Annotated in this window: 25 protein-coding genes; 17 read left to right on the top strand and 8 right to left on the bottom strand. The window is 61.0% G+C overall.

Translation table 11 applies throughout. The annotated features are described in order from the left end of the window. The first annotated feature begins 315 nt into the window (after window positions 1-315). The 3 genes from groES (at window position 316) to ACYU8T_RS06725 (ending at window position 4,681) form a co-directional block, all read left to right on the top strand. Entirely contained in the window at window positions 316-603 is a 288-nt protein-coding gene (groES, locus tag ACYU8T_RS06735) for a co-chaperone GroES (protein ID WP_022681207.1), read from the top strand. Window positions 604-733: 130 nt separating this feature from the next. Further along, a complete protein-coding gene (gene groL / locus ACYU8T_RS06730) occupies window positions 734-2,380 on the top strand; it encodes a chaperonin GroEL (RefSeq protein ID WP_097091333.1) in 1,647 nt (548 codons plus the stop codon). A gap of 309 nt (window positions 2,381-2,689) precedes the next feature. Beyond that, the gene (locus ACYU8T_RS06725; RefSeq protein WP_247231483.1) at window positions 2,690-4,681 is read left to right on the top strand and encodes a putative bifunctional diguanylate cyclase/phosphodiesterase; all 1,992 of its coding nucleotides are present in this window, start codon (window positions 2,690-2,692) and stop codon (window positions 4,679-4,681) included. Between the two features lie 4 nt (window positions 4,682-4,685). Here ACYU8T_RS06725 and ACYU8T_RS06720 read toward each other — a convergent pair whose 3' ends face one another. Next, window positions 4,686-5,642: a crotonase/enoyl-CoA hydratase family protein gene (locus ACYU8T_RS06720; protein ID WP_461158904.1), complete on the bottom strand. Its 957-nt coding sequence runs from the start codon at window positions 5,640-5,642 to the stop codon at window positions 4,686-4,688. 238 nt (window positions 5,643-5,880) lie between these two features. Here ACYU8T_RS06720 and ACYU8T_RS06715 point away from each other — a divergent pair, with 238 nt between their 5' ends. Both ACYU8T_RS06715 and tgt read left to right on the top strand, forming a co-directional pair. Next, window positions 5,881-6,060, top strand: coding sequence for a hypothetical protein (locus ACYU8T_RS06715; protein WP_461158903.1), 180 nt, complete (start codon window positions 5,881-5,883; stop codon window positions 6,058-6,060). A gap of 64 nt (window positions 6,061-6,124) precedes the next feature. Beyond that, window positions 6,125-7,255, top strand: coding sequence for a tRNA guanosine(34) transglycosylase Tgt (gene tgt, locus ACYU8T_RS06710; protein ID WP_461158902.1), 1,131 nt, complete (start codon window positions 6,125-6,127; stop codon window positions 7,253-7,255). 3 nt (window positions 7,256-7,258) lie between these two features. Here tgt and ACYU8T_RS06705 read toward each other — a convergent pair whose 3' ends face one another. Both ACYU8T_RS06705 and ACYU8T_RS06700 read right to left on the bottom strand, forming a co-directional pair. Next, entirely contained in the window at window positions 7,259-8,809 is a 1,551-nt protein-coding gene (locus ACYU8T_RS06705) for a sensor histidine kinase (protein ID WP_255254719.1), read from the bottom strand. A gap of 195 nt (window positions 8,810-9,004) precedes the next feature. Continuing rightward, entirely contained in the window at window positions 9,005-9,202 is a 198-nt protein-coding gene (locus tag ACYU8T_RS06700) for a NepR family anti-sigma factor (RefSeq protein WP_461158901.1), read from the bottom strand. Between the two features lie 51 nt (window positions 9,203-9,253). Here ACYU8T_RS06700 and ACYU8T_RS06695 point away from each other — a divergent pair, with 51 nt between their 5' ends. The 5 genes from ACYU8T_RS06695 to ACYU8T_RS06675 all read left to right on the top strand — a co-directional run bounded on the left by ACYU8T_RS06695 (window position 9,254) and on the right by ACYU8T_RS06675 (window position 13,227). Then, window positions 9,254-9,427: a hypothetical protein gene (locus tag ACYU8T_RS06695; protein WP_236574914.1), complete on the top strand. Its 174-nt coding sequence runs from the start codon at window positions 9,254-9,256 to the stop codon at window positions 9,425-9,427. 101 nt (window positions 9,428-9,528) lie between these two features. Further along, window positions 9,529-10,323 (top strand): response regulator, encoded by a 795-nt coding sequence (locus ACYU8T_RS06690; protein WP_461159768.1) that lies wholly within the window; start codon window positions 9,529-9,531, stop codon window positions 10,321-10,323. Window positions 10,324-10,666: 343 nt separating this feature from the next. Then, window positions 10,667-11,335, top strand: a complete 669-nt coding sequence (locus ACYU8T_RS06685) for a sigma-70 family RNA polymerase sigma factor (RefSeq protein ID WP_097091341.1) — start codon at window positions 10,667-10,669, stop codon at window positions 11,333-11,335. Window positions 11,336-11,386: 51 nt separating this feature from the next. Next, window positions 11,387-11,659 carry a hypothetical protein gene (locus ACYU8T_RS06680; RefSeq protein WP_461158900.1) on the top strand — a complete coding sequence of 91 codons (273 nt, stop codon included), beginning with the start codon at window positions 11,387-11,389 and terminating at the stop codon, window positions 11,657-11,659. 179 nt (window positions 11,660-11,838) lie between these two features. Further along, window positions 11,839-13,227, top strand: coding sequence for a TIGR03013 family XrtA/PEP-CTERM system glycosyltransferase (locus ACYU8T_RS06675; protein ID WP_461158899.1), 1,389 nt, complete (start codon window positions 11,839-11,841; stop codon window positions 13,225-13,227). 31 nt (window positions 13,228-13,258) lie between these two features. On the opposite strand, the gene ACYU8T_RS06670 is transcribed toward ACYU8T_RS06675, so the two are convergent. Together ACYU8T_RS06670 and ACYU8T_RS06665 are read right to left on the bottom strand one after the other, a co-directional pair. Beyond that, window positions 13,259-13,603 carry a GntR family transcriptional regulator gene (locus ACYU8T_RS06670; RefSeq protein WP_097091344.1) on the bottom strand — a complete coding sequence of 115 codons (345 nt, stop codon included), beginning with the start codon at window positions 13,601-13,603 and terminating at the stop codon, window positions 13,259-13,261. Window positions 13,604-13,675: 72 nt separating this feature from the next. Then, entirely contained in the window at window positions 13,676-14,254 is a 579-nt protein-coding gene (locus ACYU8T_RS06665; RefSeq protein WP_247231472.1) for a nitroreductase family protein, read from the bottom strand. 107 nt (window positions 14,255-14,361) lie between these two features. Between ACYU8T_RS06665 and ACYU8T_RS06660 the strand changes: the two genes are divergently transcribed. Beyond that, entirely contained in the window at window positions 14,362-15,942 is a 1,581-nt protein-coding gene (locus ACYU8T_RS06660; protein ID WP_461158898.1) for a peptide MFS transporter, read from the top strand. 4 nt (window positions 15,943-15,946) lie between these two features. Here the strand turns inward: ACYU8T_RS06660 and ACYU8T_RS06655 are convergent, their stop codons facing one another. Further along, window positions 15,947-16,417, bottom strand: coding sequence for an SH3 domain-containing protein (locus ACYU8T_RS06655; RefSeq protein WP_247231468.1), 471 nt, complete (start codon window positions 16,415-16,417; stop codon window positions 15,947-15,949). A gap of 125 nt (window positions 16,418-16,542) precedes the next feature. On the opposite strand from ACYU8T_RS06655, the gene ACYU8T_RS06650 reads away from it, so the two are divergent. The 3 genes from ACYU8T_RS06650 to ACYU8T_RS06640 are packed head-to-tail and all read left to right on the top strand — an operon-like array spanning window position 16,543 to window position 20,209. Beyond that, window positions 16,543-17,541: a 2-hydroxyacid dehydrogenase gene (locus ACYU8T_RS06650; RefSeq protein ID WP_097091348.1), complete on the top strand. Its 999-nt coding sequence runs from the start codon at window positions 16,543-16,545 to the stop codon at window positions 17,539-17,541. A gap of 17 nt (window positions 17,542-17,558) precedes the next feature. Then, window positions 17,559-19,301 (top strand): copper resistance system multicopper oxidase, encoded by a 1,743-nt coding sequence (locus tag ACYU8T_RS06645; protein ID WP_461158897.1) that lies wholly within the window; start codon window positions 17,559-17,561, stop codon window positions 19,299-19,301. Next, the gene (locus tag ACYU8T_RS06640) at window positions 19,298-20,209 is read left to right on the top strand and encodes a copper resistance protein B (protein WP_461158896.1); all 912 of its coding nucleotides are present in this window, start codon (window positions 19,298-19,300) and stop codon (window positions 20,207-20,209) included. The genes ACYU8T_RS06645 and ACYU8T_RS06640 overlap by 4 nt, the downstream gene beginning before the upstream one ends. 1 nt (window position 20,210) lies before the next feature. On the opposite strand, the gene ACYU8T_RS06635 is transcribed toward ACYU8T_RS06640, so the two are convergent. Next, window positions 20,211-21,674: an NAD-dependent succinate-semialdehyde dehydrogenase gene (locus ACYU8T_RS06635; protein ID WP_461158895.1), complete on the bottom strand. Its 1,464-nt coding sequence runs from the start codon at window positions 21,672-21,674 to the stop codon at window positions 20,211-20,213. A gap of 138 nt (window positions 21,675-21,812) precedes the next feature. Here ACYU8T_RS06635 and ACYU8T_RS06630 point away from each other — a divergent pair, with 138 nt between their 5' ends. Together ACYU8T_RS06630 and ACYU8T_RS06625 are read left to right on the top strand one after the other, a co-directional pair. Then, window positions 21,813-21,998, top strand: a complete 186-nt coding sequence (locus tag ACYU8T_RS06630) for a DUF1328 domain-containing protein (RefSeq protein WP_062120434.1) — start codon at window positions 21,813-21,815, stop codon at window positions 21,996-21,998. A 4-nt stretch (window positions 21,999-22,002) separates the two neighbouring features. Further along, the gene (locus tag ACYU8T_RS06625) at window positions 22,003-22,206 is read left to right on the top strand and encodes a DUF5818 domain-containing protein (protein WP_097091352.1); all 204 of its coding nucleotides are present in this window, start codon (window positions 22,003-22,005) and stop codon (window positions 22,204-22,206) included. A 26-nt stretch (window positions 22,207-22,232) separates the two neighbouring features. Here the strand turns inward: ACYU8T_RS06625 and ACYU8T_RS06620 are convergent, their stop codons facing one another. After that, window positions 22,233-22,490 (bottom strand): hypothetical protein, encoded by a 258-nt coding sequence (locus tag ACYU8T_RS06620; protein ID WP_201513580.1) that lies wholly within the window; start codon window positions 22,488-22,490, stop codon window positions 22,233-22,235. Window positions 22,491-22,889: 399 nt separating this feature from the next. Here ACYU8T_RS06620 and acnA point away from each other — a divergent pair, with 399 nt between their 5' ends. Beyond that, entirely contained in the window at window positions 22,890-25,559 is a 2,670-nt protein-coding gene (acnA, locus tag ACYU8T_RS06615) for an aconitate hydratase AcnA (RefSeq protein WP_461158894.1), read from the top strand. Window positions 25,560-25,693 lie beyond the last annotated feature (134 nt).

Genomic DNA, 25,693 nt, shown 5'->3' with positions numbered 1-25,693 from the left:
AACGCGCACCGGCAACGGCAAGGCGATAGTCGCAACAATCCCGCAAGCTGGCGCTCCGCGCGTGACAAAGCCATCGATCAGGCGCAACAACGCCGCCGGGCTCTGAAGGGGCCTTCAATCCTAAAAAAATATGCCTCCTTGTCTTGACGGTTATTTTCACCGCTCCATATTCCGCAGCGCTGGCACTCTCTAACCAGGAGTGCTAACAGCAACTGGTTCATACGGGAGAAGGAACGGCATCAGGCAGATTCGCTGGGGGGATTTTCCCGCGATCGCCCGCCCGACCCATCCCAAAAAGAGGGAAAGGTACTCAACATGGCATTTCGTCCGTTGCATGACCGCGTTCTCGTCCGTCGCGTAGAGGCGGAAGAGAAGACGGCCGGTGGCATCATCATCCCCGACACCGCCAAGGAAAAGCCGCAGGAAGGCGAAATCGTCGCTGTCGGCACCGGCTCGAAGGCTGAAGATGGCAAGGTGACGCCGCTGGACGTCAAGGCTGGTGACCGCATCCTGTTCGGCAAGTGGTCGGGCACGGAAGTGAAGGTCGACGGCGAAGACCTGCTGATCATGAAGGAATCGGACATCCTGGGCGTTGTCGCCTAAAGGCGACGGGCTCGGGTTCGTTGCGTAAAGCTGCGAACCGGACCGCTATTCCAATTTCCCGCGGATTTCAGCCACTCAGAACGGTGTGAACTTCGCAAGATTTGCAATTCTCAAAGAGAGGTAAAAGATCATGGCAGCGAAGGACGTAAAGTTTTCGCGTGACGCTCGTGAGCGCATCCTGCGCGGCGTCGACATCCTGGCCGACGCGGTCAAGGTGACCCTGGGCCCCAAGGGCCGCAACGTCGTCATCGACAAGAGCTTCGGCGCGCCCCGCATCACCAAGGATGGCGTCAGCGTCGCCAAGGAAATCGAACTGAAGGACAAGTTCGAGAATATGGGCGCCCAGATGGTCCGCGAAGTCGCTTCGAAGACCAACGACATCGCTGGTGACGGCACCACCACCGCGACCGTTCTGGCTCAGGCCATCGTTCGCGAAGGCATGAAGTCGGTTGCTGCCGGCATCAACCCGATGGACCTGAAGCGCGGCATCGACCTCGCCGTCTCCAAGGTGATCGAGGACGTCAAGGCTCGCTCGAAGCCGGTCGCCGGTTCGAACGAAGTCGCTCAGGTCGGCATCATCTCGGCCAATGGCGACGTCGAAGTCGGCCAGAAGATTGCCGAAGCCATGGACCGCGTCGGCAAGGAAGGCGTGATCACCGTGGAAGAGGCCAAGGGTCTCGACTTCGAACTGGACGTCGTGGAAGGCATGCAGTTCGACCGCGGTTACCTGTCGCCCTACTTCGTCACCAACCCGGAAAAGATGCAGGTCGAACTCGCTGACCCCTACATCCTGATCCACGAAAAGAAGCTGTCGAACCTGCAGTCGATCCTGCCGATCCTCGAAGCCGTGGTGCAGTCGGGCCGTCCGCTCCTCATCATCGCGGAAGACATCGAAGGCGAAGCGCTGGCGACCCTGGTCGTCAACAAGCTGCGTGGTGGCCTGAAGGTCGCTGCGGTCAAGGCGCCTGGCTTCGGTGACCGCCGCAAGGCCATGCTGGAAGATATCGCCGTCCTCACCAAGGGCGAAGTCATCTCCGAAGACCTCGGCATCAAGCTTGAGAACGTCACGCTCGGCATGCTCGGCACCGCCAAGCGCGTCACCATCGACAAGGACAACACCACCATCGTCGATGGCGCTGGTGATGCCGAATCGATCAAGGGCCGCACCGAGCAGATCCGCGCGCAGATCGAGACGACCACGTCCGACTACGACCGCGAAAAGCTGCAGGAGCGTCTCGCTAAGCTGGCTGGCGGCGTTGCCGTCATCAAGGTCGGCGGTGCTTCGGAAGTCGAAGTCAAGGAGCGCAAGGACCGCGTCGATGACGCGCTGCACGCAACCCGCGCAGCCGTTGAAGAAGGCATCGTCCCCGGTGGCGGCACGGCTCTCCTCTACGCGACCAAGGCTCTGGAAGGCCTGAAGGGCGCCAACGACGACCAGACCCGTGGTATCGACATCATCCGCAAGGCAATCGAAGCGCCGCTGCGCCAGATCGCCCAGAATGCGGGCGTTGATGGCGCCGTTGTCGCTGGCAACCTGCTGCGCGAAAATGATGAGACCAAGGGCTTCAACGCCGCGACCGACACCTATGAGAACCTTGTCGCCGCTGGCGTCATCGATCCTACCAAGGTCGTTCGCGCTGCTCTGCAGGACGCGGCTTCGGTCGCTGGCCTGCTGATCACCACCGAAGCGACGATCGCTGAACTGCCCGCCGACGACAAGGCGCCGATGGGCATGCCTGGCGGCGGCATGGGTGGCATGGGCGGCATGGACTTCTAAAGCGATCGTAACAGTCGGGCTTCGGCCCGGCTGTGGTTCGATCGCGATGGCAAAGTCCCTCGCTCAAGCGAACAGGGAAGGGCCGGGGAGCAATCCACCGGCCCTTTCATTGTCGGCTGGAGAAATTTTCAGCCTCCGATCATTCCCGGCCTTCGTCATGCCAGCGGAAGTCGGCATCTCAAGCGCAAAGCTCAGCCCAAACCTGAACTATCGACCCACTTCGGGCGCCACCCGATAGCTCCATTTTGGGCATCTTCCCCTTCCAAATTTACCAAATGGAAATCATGTTTAGCCAAAGGTGGCGGAGACGTGTCGTGCCTCTTCCATCATTGGAGCGCAAAACTGCGCGCGCATCTTGCGCCCGATACTCAGCAAAGCGCTGAGGTGCAGGACAGCCTTGTCAAATCGCTCTACGCGTCACCTGCATCGTTGATGATCGGCGCCTTGGCTGGCGGAGCGCTCAGCTTCGTCGTCGCCTACCATGCTGGCCGGGCCGAAATCACGACGATCGCGACCTTGATTTTCCTGGTCGCGGTCAGCCGATCCATCTCTGCCGTCTACTTTCTGCGGCAGCTGGCTCATCATGAGGGGCCAACGCAGCAAGCCTGGGGCCTGGCCTATGAACTGGGCGCGTGGGGCTATGCCGCATTGCTCGGTCTGCTCGCTTTCTCGACGCTCATCTTAACCGGAGACGCGTCGCTGCATATTTTAAGCGTCTGCCTTGTCGCGGCCTATTCAGGCGGCATTGCCGGACGCAATGCCGGGCGTGTGCATATCGCGGTTGGCCAGACCTGCTTTGCGCTGCTTCCGACCTCGCTCGGCCTCTGCATCGCGGGTGGGCTGGGCTATTGGGTGCTGGCGACGATGTTGTTCCTGATGATTTTCGCCATGGCGGAAATCACCCGCACGACCCACCGGATCGTCGTCGAAGCGTTGCAGGGCAATTACGAGAAATCGCAGTTGGCCACCAAGTTCGAGAGGCTGGCGCGGTTCGACAGCCTGACCGGCGTGGAAAACCGCATGGCGATGCAGATGCGGTTGCGCGAACTGTTCGACAAACGCCGGTCCGATCAGGATTCGATGGCCGTCTTCTGGATGGATCTTGATCGCTTCAAGGAAATAAATGATTCGCTGGGGCACATCATCGGCGATCAATTGCTCTGCACCGTCGCGGCGCGTCTTTCGCACGCGCTGGACGGTCGCGGCCATGTCGCTCGCTTCGGCGGAGATGAGTTCATCCTGATATGCCCCGGGGCCGATCGCGCCGTGGCCGGGGAGATTGCGCACGATGTGATGGCTGAGTTCGGCCATGACTTCGATGTCAGCGGCTATCATCTGACGGTCACGGCATCGATGGGCATCGCTGTCGCGCCCGAGGATGGGTGCGACAGCGAAGAGTTGCTGCAACATGCCGATATGGCGCTGTATCAGGCAAAGCGTGCGGGACGGAACCGCCATGCCCATTTCGACTGGGCCATGAAAGAGCGGCAAAATCGTACCTATGAGTTGGAGATGGGCCTTCGCAGCGCCATGGCAAATGGCGAACTTTTGTTGCACTACCAGCCGATATTCGACACGGTCACTGGCAAGATCGCCATCTGCGAAGCGCTGATGCGGTGGGATCATCCAACCATGGGCCGCATTTCACCGGCCGAGTTCATTCCGGTGGCGGAAAGCTGCTCTCTCATCGAGCCGATAACCGCCTGGGCGCTGGAACAAGCGTGCCGGGATGCGATGCAGTGGGAGGAACATGTCCGCGTCGCCGTCAATATCTCGCCCGCGCTCATCAAGAGCGACGGGCTTCCGCGCGCGGTCATCGCTGCGCTCATGGGATCGGGCTTGAAAGCCAAGCGGCTCGAACTGGAAGTGACCGAATCGATCTTCCTGGAAGATAGCGGCCGAACCAGCCTGATCCTGTCAGAGCTGCAGCGTATTGGACTACGTCTTGCCTTGGACGATTTCGGAACAGGCTATTCCTCGCTCGGCTATCTGCGTGATTATGCGTTCGATACGCTCAAGGTCGATCAAAGCTTCATGCGAAGTGTCGGCGAAGAAGGGCGCGACCGCGCCATCGCCCAATCCGTCGCATATCTGGCGCACTCACTTGACGTGGAAACCGTGGCGGAGGGCATCGAGACGGAAGAACAGCTGCGCTATGCGCGCGAGCTGGGCTTCAGCAATGTGCAAGGCTTTGTTCTGAGCCGCCCCATGCCTGCCGAAGATCTGCTCACGATGATGGCCGACATGAAACGTGAGAAGAGCAACGTTGTCACGTTGATGCAGAACCGCCGCCGAGCCTGACCACCTACTTGGTCAGCCGTGTCTGCGCCGAGGCAAGGCGCCGCATCATCCGCAGATCCTTCGGATCGAGCTTGAGCGCCGTCGCCGCCCAATTTTCAACGATGTCCTTCAGCTCGGCATAATCGAGCGGATCGACGCGGCGTCCGGCTTCGAAGACGCCGACATGGCCGGCATGGTGCGGACGGTTGCCGATGATATAGTCACGCACGGCCTGCTCGCCTTCGCCATCCTCGGCAAGGATAGTGACGACGCCCATGTCGTACATTTCTTCGGCGGTGTAGACCTTGCCGGACAGGATCATGCGCTCTGCCATCCGGCGTCCCAGCTTCCGCGCCAGGATGGAATAGGCCCCCATTCCGGGGAAGAGGCCGAAGAGCATTTCGGGAAGGCCGAAACGAGCGCTTCTCTCCGCGACGACGACATCGAAACAAAGAAGAGCCTCAAACCCGCCCCCCAGGGCATCGCCCTGCGCCAAGGCGATGGAGATGAGCGGCATGTCGGCATTGCGCCATGCACGATGAACCACATCGATGCACGCATGACCATATTTAACCAGGCCGGGCAAGTCGCCGCGCTCGATGCACGCCGCGAACAGCTCAAGGTCTCCACCCAGGTTGAAGACGCCGGGAAAGCGGGAACCAAGCACCATATATTTGAGCGGCAATATACCCTCGTCGAACAGCCGCTTGGCCTCTGTCTGCCAAAGCCGGATGTCGCGTAGCATCGGCAGATTATAGTTGGGCCGATTCGCCGGGGTCATGAAGGCCCAAAGGGTGTCGATCGGTTCATCGAAAGTGACATCGACCTGACCCAGGTCGAACAGCATCGAATGTCCGCTTTCGCGTGCCTGGAGCGCTGCTTCCGTAGCGGCAACGGCGTGAATGTTTTCGACAGGCAGGTGCATTGGCGAAGCGTCCTCCACCTCATCGCGTGCCGGATTAAACCGTCCGGAATCAATCATCTGTGCCCCCGCATTTCGATCCATGATGAGGAAAACAACATTGTTCCTTCGATGCAACCGTCAGTGGATCAATCGGTGCCTTGTTAACCCTTTTTATTGCGTACTGTTGCTGCTAAGTCGCCAAAAAGACGCGCCCATCACGGTTAACGTTGCATTAATGCAACAAAGGGCGTTAAGTAAGTTTCAGGCGATTTTGTTGTCAGGTCTTTGTTAACCTTTATTAATTATGACATGGTGCATGGACAGACATCGCACCGATCCCCAGATTGTGACGCTCCTGCTTCATGATGAAGAGGGGAAAAACTGGCGCCTCAACATCGCTGCCGATTGCCTTTGCTTCATCGGCAATTACCGCCGGGTGAAGGGCTTTGACATCGACGCGGTGGTTGCCTTCGACGGTTTGCGCAAGGCGGGCTGATCCGGGCGGCAAATCGATAAAAAGCGGTTCCCTCTTGTCCGCGCGATGTTCTAGAGCGCGCAACGTGACTCAATCCCGCTTTTCCTTCACGATCGCCGCAACCGACGGCAAGGCCCGCACGGGCGCGATTCAGATGCGCCGCGGCGAAATCCGGACGCCTGCCTTCATGCCGGTTGGCACCGCCGCCACGGTCAAGGCGATGCGCCCGGCCGAGGTCCGCGCCACCGGCGCTGATATCATCCTCGGCAACACCTATCATCTGATGCTTCGTCCGGGCGCGGAGCGGGTCGCTCGGCTGGGAGGCTTGCACGGATTCATGGGTTGGGACCGGCCGATCCTGACCGACAGCGGCGGCTATCAGGTCATGAGCCTGTCCGCGCTCACCAGAATGAGCGAGGATGGCGTCGCCTTCGCCAGCCATATCGACGGTTCCCGTCACATGCTGACGCCCGAACGTTCGATGGAGATCCAGCGTCTGCTCGACAGCGACATTGTCATGGCCTTCGACGAGTGCACGAAAAACGGCTGCACCCATGATGAGGCGGCGCACAGCATGGAGCGATCCATGCGCTGGGCAAAGCGATCTCGTGACGGTTTCGATGCCGGTGGTGAACATGCCGAACGAGCGGCGCTTTTCGGCATTCAGCAGGGATCGCTCGACGAAAATCTTAGGCGCATTTCTGCGCAGAAGCTGACCGAAATCGGTTTTGACGGATATGCCGTAGGCGGCCTGGCGGTAGGGGAGGGGCAGGAGGCCATGTTCGCATGCCTCGATTACGCACCCGGCATGCTGCCGAGCGACAAGCCGCGTTATCTGATGGGCGTGGGCAAGCCCGACGACATCGTAGGGGCTGTCGAACGCGGCATCGACATGTTCGATTGTGTTCTGCCGACCCGCAGCGGCCGCAATGGTCAGGCCTTCACCTGGGCAGGCCCGCTCAACATCCGCAACGCGCGTTTTGCCGAGGATCTTTCGCCGCTCGATCCGCGCTGCACCTGTCCGGTCTGCGGGACGTGGAGCCGCGCCTATCTGCATCATCTGGTGAAATCTGGCGAAATGCTCGGCGCCATGTTGATGACGCAGCACAATATCCACTTCTACCAAGCGCTGATGCAGGCGATACGGGACAGCATCGCACAAGCCCGGTTCGCAGCCTTCGCATCGGACTTCCGCCGCGATTATCAGCGGGTCTGAGAATTAGGGAATGACATTGATCGCGATGGCATAATCGCCAGCGACCGGATCATGGTTGAGCGGCGCGCGCAGCTGACGGGAAAGGCCCGTCAGTACGCGCCCATATCGTTCTTCGATCCGCGCGCTCATCAGCTCCGATCCGCGCAACGCGGGGGAACTCAGATGCAGCACGGCCCGGTCGTCACGTCCCGGTTCCAGCTGCACGGATATGCGCATGCCCGTCCGGGGATCGGACAGCATCGCCAACTCCACCAATTCCGTCAGCAGGAATGCGATCGGCACGGCCACATCCTGGCTGATATGAAGATTGTCACTGTCGATCTGAATCCCGAAGCGCCGTGCTTCCGCGGGAGCCGTGCCCCGCAGACTGGCGGAAAGTTCACTGACGAGGGAACGCACGCCGACACCGCGATGCTCCTCCAGCTCCGCATAATGATTGCGGTGCACGACTGAGAGGGCATCGACGCGGCGCTGGATTGATGCATAGGCCTCGACCGCTTCGGGTTCATGTGCCGCACGGGCATGCAGGCTGATCAGGCTGGCGATGATCTGGAGGTTGTTCTTGACGCGGTGATGAACTTCGCGCGTCAGTTTGCGCTGAGTATCCAGCCCCTCCGCCATCTCGGCCTCATGGGTCGCCACATCCTCGCTGATTTCGCGGAAGGTTTCGCCGAGTGCCACGATCTCCTGCGCCGGGGTGCGAATGCGGCGCATGGGTTCCAGCACTTCGCCCGGATGATAGGCGGCCACGGTACGCCTCAGCACGACGAGCGGGCGGATCAGCAAGCGGTTGACGACGAACCATCCGATCGCCGCCGCCGCGAACCACATGACGAGAGGCAGGAACAGCGAAAGCATGCGCGCGAGCGTCACCGGCGGGTCACGCAGCGTCATGGTGAGCAGGATATCCGGCGGATCGAGCCGAGCTGACAGACTGGTGCTTTTGCCGTGCAAGTCGTTGGACGGCTGGCTGACCACCAAGATGTGATCGCCCTGCTGAAGGCTCAGCTGCCGGTTTTGCAGGGCTGTCGTCGGGCTTGCTATCGTTTCCAGATACGTACGTGAATAATAGGCAAGCGCAACGACTTGCCTGTTGTCACTGACCACGCGGCTGACAAGATAGCCAGATGCCGGAAGCAGCATCGCTGGCGCGCCATGGAATCGAGCGGTTTTCGTGAGTCCTCGCGGTTCAGGCTGAGAAGACCCGCAAATACGCTCGCCTTCGCGATTGTAGATATAGTAGCGGCCGCCTTCCCGATCGTGGGAGGTCAGGAAAATGGAAAGCCGCTGACACATTTCCGGCCCTTCGCTGCCGGTCGACAGCGCGTTGGCGGTCAGCATCAAAGCGGTTCGATCGGAAGCCAGATCTTCGGTTAGCTTGCGTGCGCTCTGTGTCACAGACACACGAAGCAGCGCTTCCTTCTCCAGATCGGAAGTGCGGATCGCCTGAAGCGAAGCTACAAGCGCAATGAGGCCCAGAGGTAAGAGCGCCAGGGTCAGGATGAGGAACATCTTGACGCCGGTGGACTGGATCAGGCTGTTTAAGTTGCGCATGAGCAATCAACTGGTTGGGACGCAGCCGCCCCGTTCATGCGATGATCAGATGTGCGTTGACCCGTTTGGGATCAGGAATTTCAGCGATCTCAGTCAATGCCAAATCGCCTTGCTCCGCACCTGTGCCAGTATCGAAAAGCACCAATCTGCCCTCCGCCCAGGACACGCCAATTCGGCGACCCTCAAGGCCGATGCTTAATCCAGCTTTCTAAGAAGGTCGAGCATCTCGGCAGGAATGTCTTCGTCCACGGCGCGCTGGTATACAGAGCGCAGCACATTGGCGACGTTCCCGTCCCCCTTGGCAGGGGCAGAGCGCCGCTTGCGGGAGGCGTTGCCAGTCACGCCCGAATGCGGGGTGTTGGCGCCGACATCTTTCCTGTCCCCTCCCTTCACATCCCGTTCCGTCGTTGAAGCAACCAAAATACGCCCCTCTGCAACGCTACCATGTCAACCGGCTTTTCTTTTGCCGCTTTCCCGCGTGACGTCAATCGACCGCCAGCGGAGCTTTACATCAAAATCCAGATTTCAGTTAAAAAACCGAACGGCAGTGAAACAAATCTTTTTCTCGTTGGTTCCACTCCCCGAAGCATTTTTTGCCACCGTCCGCAGGGCGGCTGAAAAGGGGGCGGGGGCTTGCCACATCGGCATTGGCAATCCATCCTTCCGCGCAGCGAATGTTTAGTAGCAATGCGCCCTATGGGCTGGGAGAAGATTTACAGATGTCGCTTGGACAGCAACTGCACCCCCATCTTCCTTTCTTGCGCCGCTATGCCCGCGCCCTGACGGGCAGCCAGGGGCATGGCGACGCCTATGTGCGGGCGACGCTGGAAGCGATCGTGGCCGCGCCTGAAGAATTCCCGTCTGACGTCGATCCTCGCCTTGGTCTTTACAAGACGTTTCACGCGATCTGGTCGTCTTCCCATCTGGAAGATGGTCCGGTTCTGACGGGCAGCGATGGGCAGGAAGCGGTAGCGCAGGCGCGGCTTGCGCGACTGACGCCGCTGCCTCGCCAGGCCTTGTTGCTCACGGCATTGGAAGGTTTCACGGTCGATGACGTCGCTTACCTGATTGGCCTGGACGCGGCCGATGTCGAGGCGCTCGTGGAAGAGGCGCTGGGCGAGATCGAGGCTCAGACGCGGGCGAAGGTCTTGATCATCGAGGATGAACCCATCATCGCGATGGACATTGAAACCATCGTCCGTGACCTTGGCCATGAAGTGACTGCAATCGCCGTGACGCGCGAGGATGCGGTTCGTGAAGCGATGGCGGAGCGTCCCGGCCTGGTACTCGCCGACATTCAACTTGCGGACGATTCCAGCGGCATCGATGCGGTGAAGGATATTCTCGCGGAATTTTCCGTGCCCGTGATCTTCATCACCGCATTCCCAGAACGTCTGCTGACCGGTGAGCGTCCTGAACCGACCTTCCTCATCACGAAGCCCTTCCAGCGTTCGACCGTCAAGGCGGCTATTTCGCAAGCCTTGTTCTTTGATGAAGCTACGGCTCCGGCCTGACGATCTGAACGGGTTCCGCCGCAAAAGACTGAAGGAGCGGCGGAACCCGAGTCATGCCTCCGCGTTATTGATGCGTAACGATCGGGAGGTATTAAATGGCGGAACAGGAAAAGCACGTTGCTACCGAAGACGCCCGGTCAGGATCGACACCACATATAGTCCGGTATGTTCTGGGCATATCGCTGCCTCTGGTCATCATTGGCATGCTGATCGTGCTGTGGAGCTATTACGGGTAAACATCATTGGTTCCGTTGAACAATGAGTATAGGATGCGGACGCAAATATGGCTTTGACGGCTTCGGTTCATGAGGCGGGGGCGACAGCCAGTAAGAGGGTTGTTCCCATGAGCGAAGGGCTTGGCCAGGAGGCGGAGCACCAGGAAGTAGAGCGGCAGTCGCTCTCCGATTCGGATTTCAAGCGTGAGCTGGCTGCGGTGATCCCGCATCTGCGCGCTTTCGGCCGATCGCTTTCCGGTAATCGCGATGTGGCGGACGATCTCGTCCAGGAAACGCTGTTGAAGGCATGGGCGGCGCGCGGCCGTTTCCAGGCCGGGACCAACATGCGTGCGTGGACTTTCATCATTCTGCGCAACCATTATCTGTCGCAGATGCGGCGCTCTCGCTTCCGTGGCGATTGGGATGATTTGACCGCGGATCGCCTGCTCGCGGCTCCGGCAGGGCAGGACAAGCATGTCGAACTTTCCGACATGCAGCGCGCCCTGCTACAACTGCCTCAGCCTCAGCGTGAAGCGCTGATCCTCGTCGGTGCTGGCGGTTTCGCTTATGAAGAGGCGGCGGAGATTTGCGGCGTAGCGGTCGGCACCATCAAGAGCCGCGTCGCACGCGGTCGCGCGGCGCTCGAGCAGATACTCGACAGCGGCGACCTTCCATCACGGCGGACGCAGGAAACGACTGACACGGCTGTGCTGGACGAGATCATGGATGATGTCGACCGCCTCAGCCGCGGCCGCGAGACCAGGCAGGAATCCGATCTGGATGCCAATGATGTTTAAGACCGGTTCCTGCGAACCTTCCCCGATCGGGAGGGCGATGGGAGAGGGAGGATGGTTGAGGTTGGAGGGAGAGGCGACCCTCCTCAGGACGAGGAGCGGCCGGACGATATGATCCAGGCGGAAAAATCACGCGGCAGCGGCGTGATTTTCGCCCTGGTAGCTATCGCCCTGATCCTGGCCATCGGTTTCTTCTACCTCACCAAGGAACGCGAGGACAAGGAAAGCCGGGTTATCACGGAAGCCGCTGAATCGACGGACAGCGCCGCGCGGGTCATCGAAAACGCTGCGCATGATGCGGCGAGCAGCTTGCGGCGGCAAAATTGAAACTCGTAGTCCTGCTCTCCTGACTGCCCTTTTGCTTTTGCGCTGGGCCATCTTCAGAGAATCTTTGGGAATTTCCTTCACAGTCCGTGCACGATCGGGTTCTTCGCAGCCGCGGTGAGCTGATCCGACTTCACCAAGGTTACCAATTCACGGGTAGCAGCGAGAAATACGCGCGACTGATGATCAGGCTCTTCAAACATTATGTGCCGCACGCCGTGCTGCTGCTGGGCTTGCTTGATCTCGTCCTGCTTTTAGGTGCGGCCGAAGCAGGATGGATATTGAGAGCGCGCCAGATCGGCATGGATGTCGATGAGATCACGACCCGCGCTGCCCCGCTGCTAAGCTTCGCGCTGGCGATTCAAACGGCGATGATCGCGGTGGGCGTCTATGGCACTGAAGCGCTTCAGTCGATCCGCTTTGCCTTGGCACGCCTGCTCGTCGCCATCTCGCTGGGCGTCATATTCCTTTCCGTCATGCATTTTTTGCTGCCGGACCTCGCGCTTTGGCGGTCCAATTCCCTTTATGCGATGGGCCTGGCGGTGACGTTGCTGCTTGCGGTCAGGCTGCTGCTGGGTTCGATGCTGGGCGGCGAAGCGTTCAAGCGGCGCCTCGTCGTCCTGGGCGCAGGCAATCGCGCCAACCGGATCAGAGAAATCGAGCAGCGCAAGGGGTCCGGTTTTCTCGTCGTCGGCTACATCGCGATGAACGATGGCGCGCAGGTGATCCCTGAGGCGATCAACCGCAGCGCCATCTATAATCTCGCCGATTTCGTGGTCCGGCTGGGTGCGAGCGAGGTCGTTCTGGCGCTTGAGGAAAGGCGCAACGCATTGCCTTTGTCCGACCTGCTGCGCATCAAGACGACCGGCGTGCATGTGAACGAAATTTCGACGTTCCTTGAACGCGAAACGGGGCGCGTCGACCTTGATAGCGTGAACCCGAGCTGGCTGATCTTCTCCGATGGCTTTTCCGCCGGCCGCCGTCTGTCCAGCATTGCCAAGCGCTTGTTCGACATCATCGCCAGTTCGATCCTGCTGCTGCTGACCGGTCCCGTCATCCTGATTGCTGCGATCCTGGTGAAGCTCGACAGCAAAGGTCCGGCCTTCTACCGCCAACAGCGCGTCGGCCTTTTCGGCGAGGAATTCTGGATCGTGAAGCTGCGCACGATGCGGCAGGATGCTGAAATCAGCGGGCAGGCGGTTTGGGCGGAAAAGGACGACCCGCGCATTACGCGCTTGGGCTACTGGCTCCGCAAGCTGCGCATCGACGAACTGCCGCAGACATGGACGGTGTTGAAGGGCGAGATGAGCTTCGTCGGCCCGCGACCCGAACGGCGCCAGTTCGTCGAGGATCTTGAGCAGCACCTGCGCTACTATGCCGAACGCCATATGGTGAAGCCCGGCATCACCGGCTGGGCTCAGATAAACTATCCCTACGGGGCTTCTATCGAGGACAGCCGCAACAAATTGGAATATGATCTTTATTATGCGAAGAACTATACGCCCTTCCTGGACCTGCTGATCCTGATCCAGACCTTGCGCGTCATTCTTTGGCCGGAAGGCGCGCGCTAGGATGATGCTATCGGCCAGTCGCGCGGCGGAGTTAGGCTAGCCGAAGGCCCAGTTCATCGGCCGAAATTCCAAGCCGCCTGATCTGGTCGGCGACAAGAGGCCAGCATTCTTCCAGGAAGCGACGCCGTTCCGCTTCGCGCAGGCGGCGGGTGGCTCCTTCGGCCACAAACATCCCGACGCCCCGCTTGACCAGGACTAGCCCGTCGTCCTGGAAACATTGGTAAGCTTTTGCGACGGTCAGCGGATTTGCGCCTTCCTGAGCAGCGAGAGCACGGACGGAAGGGAGCATGTCGCCGTCGCGATAATCGCCATCGAGTATGGAGGCCGCGATGGTATCGCGAAGCCGGAGATAGACGGGCTTTGACTCATCGGCCATGAGTGCATCAGTGCCATAACACAGCGATGCGGACAAGGTGACCGACCGATGGACGCAGTCGTTCCGACCTATCTACTTGTCCCAAATAGAAACTATCTGCTCATAAGCTGGGCGCGGCCGTTCTTCCTGCGGACGCCCAGGCGTCCCGATGAAAATGAAGCCAGCCAGCCGTTCTGCGCCCACCGCGAAAGCCTGCCGGACATCTTCGTTATATGCCGGCCATCCGGTCAGCCACCCTGCCGCAAAGCCCAAGGCATGGCTGGCATGCAGTAGATTCATGATCGCGGCGCCCGCCGACAATTGCTGCTCCCACGCCGGGATCTTGCTACCCTCTACCGGTGCGGAGAGAGCAACGACCAAGGCGGGGGCCTGAAGCGCGAATTGCCGAATGGATTCCAGTTCAAGCCGTCCCGCGTCCGGCTTCTCACGCCGGTAGGCGCTTTCGAGCAGGGCGGCGAAGGCTTCGCGCTTCTCATCCGGAACGACCACGAACCGCCAGGGAGCCAGCTTCCCATGGTCAGGCGTACGAAGAGCGATCTCCAGGATCTCGCGCAACTGTCCAGCATCGGGGCCAGGAGCGATCAGGTCGCGGGGCTTGCCGGAACGGCGCGTGCGCAGGAGCGAGAGAGGCGTGGTGGCGTCATTGAACATGGCGCATCAAATGGCGCGGCTGGGCGCGGGGCGCAAGTGCGGCCTGCTTTGACACAGGCGGGATTTCCGATCTAGGCTCGGCAGCATCCAAGCCCGATGGGAAACAGATGGCGACCGCATCTCCTACGACACTCCCATCGGGAAAGACATGGCTGGGCCACCCGCGCGGTCTTTTCCTTTTGTTCTTCGTGGAGATGTGGGAGCGCTTCTCCTTCTACGGAATGCGCGCGCTGCTGATCTTCTATCTCACGCAACATTTCTTGTTTTCGGATCGCGACGCCGCCCATTCCTATGGCGCCTACATGTCGCTGATCTACATCTCTCCGTTGATGGGAGGCTATCTGGCCGACCGCTATCTGGGGCAGCGCAAGGCGGTATTGTTCGGCGGGATAGTGATCGCCGCCGGGCACATCATTCTTGGGCTGGAAGCGGACGGTTCAGCTGATGCGATGGGCCTTGGCCTGTTCTGGTTGGGACTGGCGACGGTCATCGTCGGCACGGGATTTTTGAAAGCCAGCGTGTCGGCCATGGTGGGACAGCTTTATCCCCGCGACGATATGCGCCGCGACCCGGCTTATACGATCTTCTACATGGGCATCAACGTCGGCGCGACGATCGGGCCGCTGATCTGCGGCTATCTGGGCCAGCGCTGGGGTTGGCATTGGGGCTTCGGTGCTGCGTCCGTCGGGATGATCGCAGGCGTTATCGGGTTCCTGCTGTGCAAGCCGTTGTTGCAGGGCAAGGGAGAACCGCCCGATCCAGCGCGGCTTGCGGAGCGGGTCGGCGGTGTGATCAGCCGCGAATGGCTCGTCTACCTGTCGAGCCTCCTGGCCATCCTGCTTTGCTGGCTGTTGATCCAGCAGCATGCGGTAGTGGGATGGATGCTCGCGGGCGCGAGCGTCCTAATGGTGCTTTATATATTGTGGGAAGCGTTCGGGCGCATGGAGCGGATCGGGCGGGACCGTATGCTGGCTGCCCTGTTCCTGCTCTTCATAAACCCGCTTTTCTGGGGCCTGTATGAACAGACCGGATCGTCGCTCAGCCTCTTTACGGCGCGCTATACCGACAGGAACATCCTTGGCTTCGATGTGCCTGCATCGATGTTCCAGTCGGTGAATGCGGCTTACATCCTGATCTTCGGTCCTATCTTCGCGGCGCTGTGGATCGCTTTGGCGAAGCGGGGGCGGGAGCCGTCTACCCCGGCCAAGTTCGGGCTGGCGCTCATATTGGTCGGCGCGGGCTTCCTGATACTCGTCGCAGGCACAGGCGCACCGGGGACACTGACGCCCATCCTGTTCATCTTCCTTCTTTATCTCTGTCACACTTTGGGGGAGTTGTGCCTGTCCCCTGTAGGGCTGTCGGCCATGTCGAAACTGGCGCCCTCCCGGATGATCGGCCTGATCATGGGAATCTGGTTCCTCGCCATGGCGCTCGGCGAATATGTGGCCGGGATGATCGCTGGGGCAACCGGTGGCGCAGACGGCGCGGCGTCGCGCGACGCGGTGCTGAGTGTCTATGGCGATATCGGCTGGTGGTCGATCGGCATCGGCATTTTCGTCATCGCCGTTGCACCGTTCGTGAAGAGGCTGATGCACGCCGGGGAACTGAGCGGAGAAGAAGGCGCGGAAGCAGGAGCGCAGCGTGACAGCTTCGCCATCGCCGATCGGGTGGAAGACAAGCCCGCCTGAGCGCTCAGTTGGTCGCTCCCCAGATGTCAGCGGCGCGTACGAAACCGCGCTGGCCGCCCACATCGAAACCGCACCATCCGTCGCTGCACGACGACAGGCGGCCTACGACGCCCTTTTCCGCGCGGAAGACCGTGCGCGCGCCTTCGCTGGCAGCCTGCCGCATCGGGGCCACGGATGCCGTCACGATCGCGGTCGGGGTATCGCTGAGCAGCCGAACGTGCATCCATCCTTGCGTGCCGCTCGGATCCTCGACCTTGCGCCAGAGGCCCAGCACCTGCACCACCTTCACGGGCAGGTCGCGGCGCCGATAGACCCAGTTCGACGGGTAATCCAGGCTGGGGCCGACCCTCATGCGTGCTTCGTCCTGGTTGATCGAAGCCCAATAAGGAACAGGCTTTGACGGAGCCGCCGATGTGCCGCCTGCGAAACATAGCGCGGCTGCGACAATCGCGCCATGAGGCAGATACCCCTTCATCCCTGTTCTTTTCCCCTTTGCGTGACGCACCGTTATAGCGTCCCGCCAACTCTGCCGACAACCATTGTCTTGGCCTGAAAGCATAAGCGCTTGACCACCGTCACGGCCCGGCATAGCGGCTGTGCATGGCCAAGAAACCGCGTCCTGCCAAGCCGCGCGTCGTTGTCACGCGCCGCCTGCCTCCCAATGTGGAGGCCCGCATGGCCGAATTGTTCGACGCGGTATTCAATGTCGGCGATGTGCCCATGGACCGCACGGCGCTGACCCGCGCGATGGCGCAATGCGATGTGCTGGTTCCCTCGGTGACGGATCAGATCGACGCGGCGCTGATCGACCTTGCCCCTGAACGCCTGCAACTCATCGCGAGCTTTGGCAGCGGGGTCGATCATATCGATCTTGGCGCAGCGCGGCGAAAGGGCATCATCGTCACCAACACGCCCGGCGTCCTGACAGAGGATACGGCCGACATGACGATGGCGCTCATTCTGTCGGTTCCCCGCAGGCTGGCGGAGGGTGAAAAGCTGGTCCGGTCCGGCACCTGGTCAGGCTGGAGCCCCTCGGGCATGCTCGGCCACCGCATCGGCGGCAAGAAGCTTGGCATTATCGGCATGGGCCGGATCGGGCGGGCGGTTGCCAAGAGAGCGGCGGCGTTCGGCCTCTCGATCGCATATCATAACCGTCATCGCCTGCCTTTCGAGGTCGAGCATGAACTGGAAGCAGCGTGGCACCCCGATGTCGACACGCTGCTGAGCGAATGCGACATCGTGTCCATAAACTGCCCGCTCAATGCCGACAGCCGGAGCATGATCGATGCGCGTCGTATCGCGATGATGCGGCCGGACGCATATCTCATCAACACGTCGCGCGCTGAGATCACAGACGAACCGGCGCTGATCGCGGCATTGGCGGAAGGGCGGATCGCAGGCGCAGGGCTGGACGTCTATGCGCATGAGCCCGCCGTGGATTCGCGTCTGCTCGCGCTGTCGAACGTGGTTCTGCTGCCGCACATGGGTTCGGCGACGTTCGAGGGACGCGACGCCACCGGCGCGCGAGTCATCGCCAACATCCGCAGTTGGGTTGATGGCCACCGTCCACCCAACCAAGTGCTCGAAGGTTGGATCTAGTCTGAAGTGAGCGTGTCATGAGTGGTCTTCACCGGCGGGAGCTGCTGCATGGCCTCAGCATGGCGGGCGGCGCGTTCGCGCTGAGCCGCTTCGTTCCTGCCTGGGCGCAAAGCGGCACGTCCGGGCTGGCTTCATCGCCAGAAGCACTGACTGGCGAAAATATCGCGCTCACCGTCAGTGAGGGGCATTTCTCCACAGGCGGGCGATCCGCCCATGCCGTGATGATCAATGGCACTCTGCCAGCCCCGCTGATCCGGCTGAAGGAAGGGCAGAATGTCCGCCTGCACGTCACCAACCGGCTGAAGGAGGATACCTCCATCCACTGGCACGGGCTGATCGTGCCTTTCCAGATGGATGGTGTCCCCGGCGTCAGCTTTCCCGGCATCCGGCCAGGCGAGACCTTCGTCTACGATTTTCCGGTGCGGCAGTCGGGCACCTATTGGTATCATAGCCATTCGGGCATGCAGGAGGCGGTTGGCCACTATGGTCCGATCGTCATAGATCCTGCCGGTCTGGACCCGGTTCAGGCTGACCGCGAACATGTGATCGTCCTGTCCGACTGGAGCCCGCTCCATCCCCACGTCCTGCTCAAGCGGGTCAAGCAGATGAGCGGCTATTTCAATATGCAGAAGCAGACGCTGGCCGGTTTGCTCGCGGGCAAGGACCAGAGCGCAAGGGAGCGCCTGCAATGGGGCGCAATGCGCATGGATCCCACGGACATATCGGACGTGACGGGATCGACATACAGCTTCCTCGTCAACGGGCATGGGACGGCGGAAAACTGGACGGGCCTTTTCACGCCAGGTGAGAGGGTTCGCCTGCGGATCATAAATGCATCGGCGATGACGAACTTCAATGTCCGGCTGCCCGGCCTGCCGATGACCGTAGTTCAATGCGATGGGCAGCATGTGCAGCCAGTCGAAACGGACGAGTTCCAGATCGGCGTCGCAGAAACCTATGATGTCGTCATTCGCCCCAATGAGGCGCGGGCCTACGGCTTGATCGCGGAAGCGATCGACCGGTCAGGCCTCGTGCGCGCGACATTGGCGCCGCGGACCGGTATGGTTGCGGAAGTACCTGAACTGAGACAGCGCCCACTGCTGGGCATGAAGGATATGGGCATGGACATGTCCGGTATGGATATGGGCCATGGCGGTGCGATCGGCCACGGCGACCCTGCCACTGAAGGCAGGGCTGGGCATTCCATGAAGATGCGGGACAAGTCCGTCGTGCCGCAGGTCCGCATGGGTCCCGGCGTCGCAACGCTTTCGCCAATGCCCATAGACCGGACTGCCGACCGCCCTACGGGTCTGGAAGATGTGCCCCATCGGGTGCTGACCTATGCCGACCTAAAATCGCTGCTGCCGCACAGGGACCGGCGGCCACCGACACGCACGTTGGACATCCATCTCACCGCGAACATGGAACGCTATATGTGGTCCTTCGATGGGGTGAAGCTGTCCGACGGTGCGGAACCCATCGCGTTCCGTCACATGGAGCGGGTGAGGGTGAACCTCATCAATGACACGATGATGCCGCATCCCATCCATCTTCACGGCCATTTTTTCGAGCTGGTCACGGGCCCGGATGAGCATAATCCGCTCAAGCATACGGTGAATGTACTGCCCGGTGGCAAGGTCAGCTTCGATCTGACGGCGGACGCCTTGGGCGATTGGGCATTTCACTGCCATATGCTGATGCACATGCATTCGGGCATGATGCGGGTGGTGACGGTGCGTCATGACGCGGGGTCGGCATGAAGTACGCCCTCGCGACCCTGCTGCTGCCCGTCGCACTTCCAGCCAATGCGCAGCAGATGGATCACAGCCATATGCATCATGGCGGCATGGAGCAGGCTCCGGAGGCGAAGGACAATCCCTCTCCAGACATTGCCGATCCTCATGCGGGCCATCTCGCCGTTCCAGCCACACCTAAGGGGACAGCCCCGCCACCGCCAAGCGATCATGCCGCTGACGCATATTACAACCCTGCCGAAATGGCTCGCGCCCGGGCCGCCATGCGCAGGGAAAATGGCGGCATGACCTTCTCGCAATTGATGCTCGACCGCCTTGAATATCGCCTGGACAAGGGCGCCGACGCCTACCACTGGCAGGGTGAAGGCTGGATCGGCGGGGACATCAACCGCCTTGCGTTCAAGACGGACGGCGAGGGGGAGGTCGGGGGCAGGCTGGAAGAGGCGGAGGTCCAGGCGCTTTACAGCCGCGCGATCGATCCATGGTTCAATCTCGAAGCCGGATTGCGGCATGACTTTCGTCGCGGGCAGGACCGAAGCTATGCTGTGATCGGCATAGATGGCTTGGCTCCATATTGGTTTGAGGTCGGCGCGCAGGCATTCCTGTCCGCCAAAGGGGATGCGCATCTCCGGCTGGAAGCAAATTATGATCAGCGCATCACCCAGCGTTTGATCCTGCAACCGGCCGCCGAAATGAACTTCGCCGCCCAGGATGTGCCTGAACTTCGGCTTGGATCAGGGTTGTCGGACGTCGAGCTGGGTCTGCGGCTGCGCTATGAATTTGCCCGCGAATTCGCGCCCTATATTGGCGTGAATTGGGAGCAGAAGCTTGGCAAGACCGCCCGGATCGCGCGCGCCGGGGGCGATGATGCTTCCGCGACGAGCTTGGTGATGGGCATCCGTTTCTGGTTCTAACCTAAAGCTTCAACCCGCCGACGTGGAACGTCTTGGTCTCAAGATATTCCTCGATCCCCATATGCGCGCCCTCGCGGCCAAAGCCTGACATCTTGACCCCGCCAAAGGGCGCCATCTCCATCGATATGCCGCCCGTGTTCAGCGCGACCATGCCAGCCTCCAGCCGCTCGGCCACGCGAAAGGCGCGATGCAGGTTCTCGGTGTAGAAATAGCTGGCAAGGCCATAGCTGGTGCCATTGGCGATTTCGATGCCTTCCTCTTCATGGGTGAAGCGGAAGAGGGGTGCTACGGGTCCGAAAGTCTCTTCGTCCGCCAGCCGCATGTCGCGCGTCGCTCCGGTCAGCACCATGGGCGTCGCAAAGCGCTCGCCCTTCGCACCTTCCGGCGCCTGGGCATAGATTTTGGCGCCATGGTGCAGAGCATCGTCTACATGCTCCTTCACCTTGTCGACGGCAGCGCTGTTGATGAGGGGGCCGATCGTGGCGCCTTCCTGATCGCCGGGTGCGACCTTGAGGGCGGAGACCGCCTTGGCCAGCCGCTCGGCAAATGCGTCGTGAATGCCGTCCTGCACCAATATGCGGTTGGCACAGACGCAGGTTTGCCCTGCGTTGCGGAACTTGCTCGCCATGGCGCTCGCAACGGCGAGGTCGAGGTCCGCGTCGTCGAACACGATCAACGGCGCATTGCCGCCAAGCTCCAGGCTCAGCCGCTTCAAGGTGCCGGCGGATTGCTGCATCAGTTGCACGCCCACGCGCGTAGAGCCGGTAAAGGACAGCTTCCGCACGATCGGACTGGACGTCATGACCCCGCCGATAGCCTTCGCATCCCCGGTGACGATACTGAAGACGCCTGCGGGAAAGCCGGCCATTTCCGCCAGCTTCGCCAGGGCCAGCGCGGAGTAGGGCGTCAGTTCGGACGGCTTTATGACGACCGGACAACCCGCTGCGAGGGCGGGGGCGCATTTCCGCGTGATCATCGCGGCGGGGAAGTTCCACGGCGTTATCGCGGCCGACACACCCACCGGCTCTTTCATGACCAATATGCGGCGATTGGTTTCGGGTGCTGGTATGATGGCTCCATCGACCCGGCGTGCTTCCTCCGCGAACCATTTTATGAAGGTCGCGGCGTAGCGGATTTCCCCCTCTGCTTCGGCCAGGGGCTTCCCTTGTTCAGCCGTCATGATCCGTGCGAGGTCCGCGATATTTTCCAACACAAGCGCATGCCAGCGTTCCAGCAGCGCGGCGCGGTCATTGGCCGTGCGCGCGCGCCAGGCAGGATAAGCCCGCTCAGCCGCCAAAATGGCCGCGCGCGTATCCTCTTCACCGCAATCTGGGACCGTGCCGATGACCGCCCCGGTCGCAGGATTGTCGACGGGCACGGTCGCGCCGGATTTCGCACTGATCCATTCGCCGCCTATGAAGGCGCGGTCGGTCAGCAATGCGGGATTGTCGAGCGAAAGGGTCATGGATGCCTGCACCGCTGAGAGGAGTTTCTAGCGTCAGTAACGGCTCAGGCCCGGAAAATCTCCGGCCATAACGCATGCGGAACCTGCAAGCGGCGTCATCCGTTCAGCCCGCATCTGTTTATAGCGAAGGATTTCATCATGATCCGCCTGGCAATCATATCGCTGGTCATCGCCGCGGTGCTCGCGATCCTGGGTTTTGGCGGCGCTGCCGGCACCTTTGTCGGGATCGCCAAGATATTGTTCTTCCTTGCGATCGCGCTGTTCGTGATCTTCCTCGTTCTGGGCCTGCTGGCTGGAAAAGGGATCAAGAACGCAATAGATTGATCGCATGATAGAGATTGGCGCTGGAATCGATGAAACGGGCAGGCTGATAAGGGACGAAGCCGGTTTTCTGCTCCAGCGTGATCTCGGCGGCACCTTTCGCCTCGTCCTCCTGCGCGTACCCGTCGATCATGTCGAAAAGCGGGTACGCGTGCAGGGCTATTATGCGGGCGAGGGAATAGTCGAGGTCGAAGGCGTCGCCGCCGCCTGAATTGCTTCAGCGGCAGCGATGATATGTCAGGCGGTCACGGGATCGCCGGGCGCGATCGGATTGTTGGTGTGCACAAAGCGTGCGCACGCACCTACGCCACGGTTATTTTCCAGCGGCAGGGCGGTTTCGCAATAGGCGCATTCGGCCATAAGGCGGCCGACGATCCACTGGCTCCGGCCGCAACTGGGACAATGGTTGGCCTCGCCAAGATGATAATGAATTATGTATCCCCTTAGGGCCGGGTCAAATGACTTGCCGGTCGCGAGGCTCGAAACTGGGCGCATCGTCTCTTCCTCCTCAGACATATATTATCGAGCACCCAGTGAAAAATATCATCGATATTTCAAAACACTGCGATGCGACGACTTAAGTCAGAGCGCGCGACCCGCTTTATTTCATGGTAACCCGCTCCGACTGCCAGAACGCGGCTACAGCTCAATGTATCCCGTGCCGTCGGACCCCGTCTATAATAAAGATTGGTGACATGTCTCATTTCGCGCCTTCGCATTGACTTGACGGGTGCAGGCGCTATGGCGGCGGCCATCAAGGGACATACCCGCTTCGGCCATCGGTTGGGGCGCATCCCGCCACTGTGAAGCCGCCATGATGTGGGGGCATGCGCCGGCGGAATGTCGTTATCCTCCTAGCCCCTTGGCCGGGCATTGCGAGGAGACGCACGACTCATGACCGCCATCGGACAGGATACTCTCGGCACGCGCGACACGTTGAAGGTCGGCGGCAAGGACATTGCCTACTACTCGCTGAAGAAGGCTGCGGCCAAGCTGGGCGATGTTTCGCGTCTCCCCTTCTCGATGAAGGTGCTGCTGGAAAACCTGCTCCGCTTCGAAGATGGCGTGACCGTCACCACCGACGATATCAAGGCGATCGTCGAGTGGCAGAATGACAAGGGCAAGGCCGAGCGCGAGATTCAGTACCGCCCGGCCCGCGTCCTGTTGCAGGACTTCACCGGCGTTCCCTGCGTGGTCGATCTGGCCGCCATGCGCGACGCGATGAACGCGCTCGGCGCCGATGCCAGCAAGATCAATCCGCAGGTGCCCGTTCACCTCGTCATCGATCACTCGGTCATGGTCGACGAATTCGGCACGCCCAAGGCGTTCGAACAGAATATGGAAATCGAATATCAGCGCAACATGGAGCGCTACGACTTCCTGAAGTGGGGCAGCAAGAGCCTCGCCAATTTCTACGCCGTTCCCCCGGGCACCGGCATCTGCCACCAGGTGAACCTGGAAAATATCGCGCAGGCCGTCTGGTCGAGCGAAGGCCTCGACGGCGTCACTGTCGCCTATCCCGACACCTGCGTCGGCACCGACAGCCACACCACCATGGTGAACGGCTTGGGCGTGCTCGGCTGGGGCGTGGGCGGCATCGAGGCTGAGGCCGCCATGCTGGGCCAGCCCGTTTCCATGCTCATCCCCGAAGTCGTGGGCTTTAAGTTCACGGGCGAACTGAAGGAAGGCGTGACCGCCACCGACCTCGTCCTCACCTGCACCCAGATGCTGCGCGCGCGGGGCGTGGTTGGCCGTTTCGTCGAATATTTCGGCCCTGGCCTCGCTTCGCTGACCCTGGCCGACCGTGCGACGCTCGCGAACATGGCGCCGGAATATGGCGCGACCTGCGGCTTCTTCGGCATCGACGACAAGACGCTCGACTATATGCGCCTGACCGGCCGCACCGAAGAGAATATCGCTCTGGTGGAGGCCTATGCCAAGGAGCAGGGCTTCTGGATCGATCCTTCGGTCGAGCCGATCTTCACCGATACGCTGGAACTCGACCTGTCTACCGTCGTCCCCAGCCTTGCCGGTCCCAAGCGCCCGCAGGACCGCGTCTCGCTGCCGGAAGTCGATGACGTGTTCAATGCCGACATGGAGAAGGTCTACAAGAAGGCGCAGACCCGCGTTCCTGTCGAGGGCAAGGATTTCGACATTGGCGACGGTGACGTCACGATCGCCGCGATCACCAGCTGCACCAACACGTCGAACCCTGGCGTTCTGGTCGCTGCCGGCCTCGTCGCCAAGAAGGCGAATGAGCTTGGCTTGAAGCCCAAGCCCTGGGTCAAGACTTCGCTCGCCCCCGGCAGCCAGGTCGTCACAGACTATCTGGAAAAGGCCGGGCTCCAGTCGCACCTTGACGCCATCGGCTTCAATCTGGTGGGCTATGGCTGCACCACCTGCATCGGCAACTCCGGCCCGCTGGCCGAGCCGATCAGCAAGGCGATCAACGACAACGGCCTGGTCGCTGCTGCCGTCATCTCGGGCAACCGCAACTTCGAAGGCCGCGTGTCGCCCGACGTGCGCGCCAACTTCCTCGCCTCGCCGCCGCTGGTCGTCGCCTATGCGCTCAAGGGCACTGTGGTCGAGGATTTCATCACGACCCCGATCGGCACGAGCAAGGATGGCCAGGCAGTCTATCTGAAGGACATCTGGCCCACGAACGACGAAGTCGCCTCGACCATGGCGGGCTGCATGGATCGCCAGATGTTCCAGGCGCGCTATGCCGACGTCTACAAGGGCGATGCACACTGGCAGGCGATCGACGTGACCGGTTCGGCCACCTATAGCTGGCGCGCTGGATCGACCTATGTCGCCAACCCGCCCTATTTCGAGGGGCTGACCATGACCCCGGCCGCGGTCACCGACATTGTCGAGGCCAAGCCGCTGGCCATCTTCGGCGACTCCATCACCACCGACCATATTTCGCCCGCCGGTTCGATCAAGGCGACCTCGCCCGCAGGCAAGTGGCTGTCGGAGCATCAGGTCGCCCAGGCCGACTTCAACAGCTATGGCGCGCGCCGTGGCCATCACGAAGTGATGATGCGCGGCACCTTCGCCAACATCCGCATCAAGAACCTTATGCTGGACGGCGTCGAAGGCGGCATGACCCGCTATGAAGGCGAAGTCATGCCGATCTATGACGCAGCGATGAAGCACAAGGCGGACGGCACCTCGCTGGTCGTCATCGGCGGCAAGGAATATGGCACCGGATCGTCGCGCGACTGGGCGGCGAAGGGCACCAACCTGCTGGGCGTCCGCGCCGTCATCGTCGAAAGCTTCGAGCGTATTCACCGTTCCAACCTGGTCGGCATGGGCGTGCTGCCGCTGCAGTTCAAGAATGGCGAGAGCAAGGACACGTTCGGCTTCACGGGTGATGAGACCTTCACCATCCAGAATGTCGCTGGCCTGAAGCCGCGCCAGGACGTGGAGGTGATCGTGAAGCGCGCCGATGGCTCGACCTTCACCTTCACGGCTCTCTGCCGCATCGACACCGTGAACGAGCTCGAATATTTCATGAATGGCGGCATCCTTCAGTACGTCCTGCGCAAGCTGGCCGCCTGATCCGCTGCAATGCCGAGCTAAGACGAAAGGCTCTCTCCGGCAGGAGGGAGCCTTTTGTATGTCGAGATGGGCTGCAATTTCCTGCGCCGAAAACTCTTAACTGCTCACCCGCACACCAGTAAGACGCACGCCGA

It is taken from the genome of Sphingobium sp. TomMM35A (genome assembly GCF_054771735.1).
The sequence above is the reverse complement of the archived record's forward strand: the minus strand, read 5'-3'. Positions and strand labels throughout refer to the sequence as shown.

Bases quoted from the DNA above. Each gene is read 5' to 3' on its own strand.
- ACYU8T_RS06720 (WP_461158904.1), bottom strand. From the start codon at position 5,642: ATGATTGATTCCGGACGGTTTAATCCGGCACGCGATGAGGTGGAGGAC.
- ACYU8T_RS06695 (WP_236574914.1), top strand. From the start codon at position 9,254: ATGTCAACCGGCTTTTCTTTTGCCGCTTTCCCGCGTGACGTCAATCGA.
- ACYU8T_RS06660 (WP_461158898.1), top strand. From the start codon at position 14,362: ATGGCGACCGCATCTCCTACGACACTCCCATCGGGAAAGACATGGCTG.
- ACYU8T_RS06625 (WP_097091352.1), top strand. From the start codon at position 22,003: ATGATAGAGATTGGCGCTGGAATCGATGAAACGGGCAGGCTGATAAGG.
- ACYU8T_RS06645 (WP_461158897.1), top strand. From the start codon at position 17,559: ATGAGTGGTCTTCACCGGCGGGAGCTGCTGCATGGCCTCAGCATGGCG.
- groES (WP_022681207.1), top strand. From the start codon at position 316: ATGGCATTTCGTCCGTTGCATGACCGCGTTCTCGTCCGTCGCGTAGAG.
- ACYU8T_RS06705 (WP_255254719.1), bottom strand. From the start codon at position 8,809: ATGCGCAACTTAAACAGCCTGATCCAGTCCACCGGCGTCAAGATGTTC.
- groL (WP_097091333.1), top strand. From the start codon at position 734: ATGGCAGCGAAGGACGTAAAGTTTTCGCGTGACGCTCGTGAGCGCATC.
- ACYU8T_RS06715 (WP_461158903.1), top strand. From the start codon at position 5,881: ATGGACAGACATCGCACCGATCCCCAGATTGTGACGCTCCTGCTTCAT.
- ACYU8T_RS06690 (WP_461159768.1), top strand. From the start codon at position 9,529: ATGTCGCTTGGACAGCAACTGCACCCCCATCTTCCTTTCTTGCGCCGC.
- ACYU8T_RS06640 (WP_461158896.1), top strand. From the start codon at position 19,298: ATGAAGTACGCCCTCGCGACCCTGCTGCTGCCCGTCGCACTTCCAGCC.
- ACYU8T_RS06675 (WP_461158899.1), top strand. From the start codon at position 11,839: ATGATCAGGCTCTTCAAACATTATGTGCCGCACGCCGTGCTGCTGCTG.
- ACYU8T_RS06630 (WP_062120434.1), top strand. From the start codon at position 21,813: ATGATCCGCCTGGCAATCATATCGCTGGTCATCGCCGCGGTGCTCGCG.
- ACYU8T_RS06655 (WP_247231468.1), bottom strand. From the start codon at position 16,417: ATGAAGGGGTATCTGCCTCATGGCGCGATTGTCGCAGCCGCGCTATGT.
- ACYU8T_RS06635 (WP_461158895.1), bottom strand. From the start codon at position 21,674: ATGACCCTTTCGCTCGACAATCCCGCATTGCTGACCGACCGCGCCTTC.
- ACYU8T_RS06665 (WP_247231472.1), bottom strand. From the start codon at position 14,254: ATGTTCAATGACGCCACCACGCCTCTCTCGCTCCTGCGCACGCGCCGT.
- ACYU8T_RS06685 (WP_097091341.1), top strand. From the start codon at position 10,667: ATGAGCGAAGGGCTTGGCCAGGAGGCGGAGCACCAGGAAGTAGAGCGG.
- ACYU8T_RS06620 (WP_201513580.1), bottom strand. From the start codon at position 22,490: ATGCGCCCAGTTTCGAGCCTCGCGACCGGCAAGTCATTTGACCCGGCC.
- ACYU8T_RS06680 (WP_461158900.1), top strand. From the start codon at position 11,387: ATGGTTGAGGTTGGAGGGAGAGGCGACCCTCCTCAGGACGAGGAGCGG.
- acnA (WP_461158894.1), top strand. From the start codon at position 22,890: ATGACCGCCATCGGACAGGATACTCTCGGCACGCGCGACACGTTGAAG.
- ACYU8T_RS06650 (WP_097091348.1), top strand. From the start codon at position 16,543: ATGGCCAAGAAACCGCGTCCTGCCAAGCCGCGCGTCGTTGTCACGCGC.
- ACYU8T_RS06670 (WP_097091344.1), bottom strand. From the start codon at position 13,603: ATGGCCGATGAGTCAAAGCCCGTCTATCTCCGGCTTCGCGATACCATC.